We start from the raw sequence: 4,653 nt of genomic DNA on the forward strand, positions 1-4,653 counted from the left end.
GGATGACGCTGACAATAAAGATGGTTTAAGACCAGCGTCTATTACTGTTCGTCTTTATGCGAATGGGAAAGAAGTGAAACATTTAGTAGTGACAGCTAAAGACAAGTGGTCTTATAGCTTTGAGAATCTTCCTGAGTATGAGAATGGTAAGAAAATTGAGTATAGTTTATCAGAAGATGCTGTTAAAGGCTATACTACAGTCATTAAGGGCTATGACATTACCAATGTCCATCGTCCAGAAAAACCATTACCAAAAACAGGAGAGTCATCAACTCTACTCTTTAGTTTAATAGGATTAGTAGTAACAGGGTTTGCAGGTTTCTTTACTTATAGACGCTATGTTAACAACTAGTCATTTTTCTAGTTATTACTAGAAAAACCCTCTGTCAATAATGACAGAGGGTTTTATTGTGTCAAAGACCAGCTTACACAGTAAACTGGTTTTTGATGGGAAGGCGGTTTATTTGTTTTTAGTATCTAAAAAGATATATTCTGATTAATTTATTCAAAAATTACATAAATTCGTGAGGTCAGTGATATTCAATATACAATATTAGTCAGAGGATTGTTAATCAATAATGGAAAAAAGTAAGAAAAAATCAAAATTTATTACAGTATGAGCTTACGAAAGATTTTTTAATTGTAATGTAAAAAAAAACAATTGAAAACAGCAATATTCTTCTCATTATATGGCATTTATGATACAATATAGGTGCTATAGATTCTATTGTTAAAATTAGAAGAAGGGCAAAAATTTAATAAATTAATTTTACTGGAATTTATTTTAAAAAGGGGGGAAATAAATACTTTTTTATAATAAATTATACCAAAGAAACAATGGAGGAAAAAAATGGTTAAATTTATAAAACATATTTTTTCAGTTTTATTGATTGCCATGTTAGCTTTTTTGATGGTAAGTCAAAAAAATCAACAGGCATATGCTGAAGAAAATGGAGTCCCAACTACTAATCTTAATGAGTTGTTAGTAAATGTTGACATTGACTCGGAAAAAGATGATCAAGGCAATCACATATTATATCCTGATGGTGAATATGCTGTTAATTTTTCTTTTGCAGAAACTCAGTCAAAACAATTTGACAATGAAAGCGAACTTGTTTATACCTTACCTGCAGGAATGTCAGTTGGAACTATTGGAGAAACATCTTTTCCAATAAGGATTACTGATAATGAAGGTGAAGTTGTTATTGAGAATAATACATTTAAATTTGAAAATAATCAACTTAAAGTAAATTTCAATAAAAATGATCCTAATTTTATTAGATTAAAAAAAGTTGCTAACATTGAATTTAAAATAGAAATTAAAGCAAGTTTTGATGAAAATTCTGAAGAGATTGTATTTAATGAACAGGTTAAAAAAACATTTAAATTCAATACAGATGCAGATTTAAAAGTTACAAAAAAAGGTAGATATGATAAAGAATCTGGCGAAGTTAACTACACAATTAGTATCCAGTCAATAGGAGTAAACAAGAATGTTGTTGTGTCAGATGTTATTACTGGTACTGCTCTTACCTTTGCTAACAATGTAACTGTTACATCAAATAAAGTTGATCAAGTAAATCAAACAACTAAGGTTGTCGGTAATGGTTTTGAGACAAGCATTGCTAAAATGATTAATAATGAAGAAATAATTATCAAATACACAGCATATGTTAATCATGACAACATATTTAAAACAGGAAGTATTGACGAAACTAAAAATACCGTAACAGTTAGAAGTGATAACGTCCAAACACCAAAAATTATTGAGAATAATCTTGATAGTAAGATTGAATATGATTTTTTAAAGAAAATTAGAGAATCTTTCGATGAAATTGGTAACAATAAATATCGTGCTTCTTGGAAATTGCTAATCAATAGCTACATGAGAAAAACGATGAGTGGGCAAGTCATTGAGGACCGTATTGATAATGCTGCTCAAAAGAGAATGGTTTATACTGGTACTGGTATTAGAATTGTAGTTACTAAACCTGATGGAAGTAAAGAAAATAGAGATATTCCTTGGGCACAATTGCAAACAACCTCAGGGGTTAAAGGTTTATCTTCTTGGAAGTATACCATTCCTGACTCTGATAAAAATTATAAATATGAAGTTTTTTATACAACTGAAATTGACATGACAGGTGCTCCAGGTTCACTTAATTTTAGAAACTGGGCTGCATCATTCAATTATGAAGTTTATTATGACAGTCGTATTAATGTTGATATTGGTCTGGAACTTGAAAAACAAGCAATAGAAGTCTCAGGCGATAAGATTAAATGGCAAATTAAAATTAAAAACTTTTCTGAAGCTGGATTTACCGGAAATACCTTTATCGTTGATGATATTCCAAAATTTGTTGATGAAGACGATAATATCATGAATGATGAAATCATCGAAGATAGCCTCGAAGTGACAGGATTACTTGAGGAAGAAAGTTATAGATTAAGATTACCTACAAATAAACAAAGTAATACTATAACAATCGAATTTTTTAAAGACAAAAATTTCAATATTCAGGGCTTGAAGCCTACTCCTGATGGTCAAAAGAGAGATATTATTATCACTTTCGAAACAAAAGTAAACCAAGAATGGTTAACTTTAGCTGCAAAAAGTGGTTATCAATCAAACGAGGTACATAAGAACAACATTTCTTTTCGTCTTGATACTGAAGGGGAACAAATTATTTTAAGTGCTAGTGCAATAGCAATACCTAAAAAGGAAAGTATTGAGAAAAAAGTACTTGGTAATAATAGCGTAGAACTAGGTGGCAAAGTTTATCCAGTTTATGATTATGAATTAACTTTTTATGGTATTTCTGAGGATACTAATGTTATTAAAGATATCTTCAACACAGAGTTTTTGAAGTATTATGATGTTAAGCAAGCTGTTATTAAAGGAATTGATGTTGATGGTAATGAATTTGAAGGCGGAAATGTTCAAGTAGAAAATTCTACTGAAGGCATTAATATGGTTTTAACTGATTTACCAAAGAATAATGGTAAATTACATCCAGTTTATAAGCTTTACTATTCATTAATTGTTAAAGATGAGGCTGCTCTAAATAGACTAAATGAACTAGCATTATCTAAAAAAGGAGGCTTCCCTCTTGAAAACATTGCTAAATGGAAACATTTATCATCAGAAAATACTATAGTTAAACATACTTATCATCCATATATTGATAAGACTGTTTTAGAAGAACCGACACTTGATAATGATTATACTGCTAAATTTAAAATAATCATTAATAAAGCAGAAAAAGATATTTCACCTCATTCTGATACATTAACTATTAAAGATAAAATGTCAGATAATTTGAGGTTAATTCAAGATTCTATTGAAATTTTACCATCTATTCCAACTTTACAAGTTGGTTTTGATAAACAAAGTAATACTGTAACATTTTCTAATGTACCTGATGGTGAGAAAATTGAAATTACATATTCCGTAAAAATTCTTGGAAAAGGGGCAACATCATATTCTAATGCAGTTACATTAGGAGATTACAGTCATGAAGTTTCTAAAACTGTTAACATTGAAGCTTTAGGTGGTGGATCAGGTAGCAACCCTAGTGTTACTATTTTAAAAATTGATAAAGATGATATCAATCAAAAATTAGAGGGTGTTGAATTTCAATTATTTAAAATAGAAAATGGCGCTGAGGTAGCTGTCAAAGATAAAAATAATCAAGATGTTAAATTTATTACAAATAATGAAGGTAAAATTCTAATTGAGGGTGATCAACAAGAACTTGGATGGGTTCTTTGGGAAAATACTGAATATTTACTAAAAGAAACTCAGACTATATCTGGTTATGATATCAAAGAAACAAAAGATATCAAGTTCACACTTAACAAACTCCCTGAAAATAGTTCCCAATATTCTATTGTAGGAGATACGATTACTGTTACAAATGAGAAATTTAAAACAGCAGTAACTGCTCGAAAAATTTGGATGACTAATTCTCAAGATTATCCAACTATCTATTTAAAATTGTTTAGAAAAGTTGCCAATCAACCTCTTGAAGAAGTTCCTGGTGCTGAAGTTAAAAAATTAGAAAATGGTGCAACAGAAGCTCGATGGGATAACCTTAATAAGTTTGATTCTCAAAATAATAAGTATATCTATAGTGTCAAAGAAATGGGTGAGAGAGATGGTTCTATCTCTTTACTTGATAAATTATACTATGTGACTTATGAAGAAACTTCTGAAAATGAGCATACCATTACAAATATTGGAACACAAAATCTTTCTGTAACCAAAGTATGGAATGATAACAACAACCAAGACGGTCTTCGTCCAGAAAGCATCAAGGTTCAACTTTATGCAGATGGTAAAAAATCAGGTGAGCCAGTTACATTAACAGCGACAGATAATTGGACATATGCATGGTCAGAATTACCAGAAAAAGCTGCAGGTCAAGCGATTGTCTACACTGTTAAAGAAGTTGGCACAATTGCTGGTTATGATATAGCTATTGGTGAGGTGACAGACGGTAATGTGACAATTACTAATAGCCACACACCAAGTGTGACAGAANTTTCAGGTAAGAAAATCTGGGATGATGCCGACAACCAAGATGGTAAACGCCCAGCAGAAGTTGTGGTTAATCTCTTAGCAGATGGTCAACCAACAGGCCAAAAAACTAC

At 30.6% G+C, this 4,653-nt stretch carries 2 protein-coding genes; both read left to right on the plus strand.

Annotation, left to right across the window (positions count from 1 at the left end):
* Positions 1-352: Cna B-type domain-containing protein (locus A3I1_RS07855; RefSeq protein WP_018369884.1), on the plus strand; the 352-nt coding region annotated here is incomplete at its 5' end.
* Between the two features lie 2,955 nt (positions 353-3,307).
* The coding region (locus tag A3I1_RS08705) for a Cna B-type domain-containing protein (protein ID WP_473965399.1) at positions 3,308-4,653 on the plus strand (1,346 nt) is incomplete at its 3' end.

This window comes from Streptococcus marimammalium DSM 18627 (assembly GCF_000380045.1).
Taxonomy (GTDB): domain Bacteria; phylum Bacillota; class Bacilli; order Lactobacillales; family Streptococcaceae; genus Streptococcus; species Streptococcus marimammalium.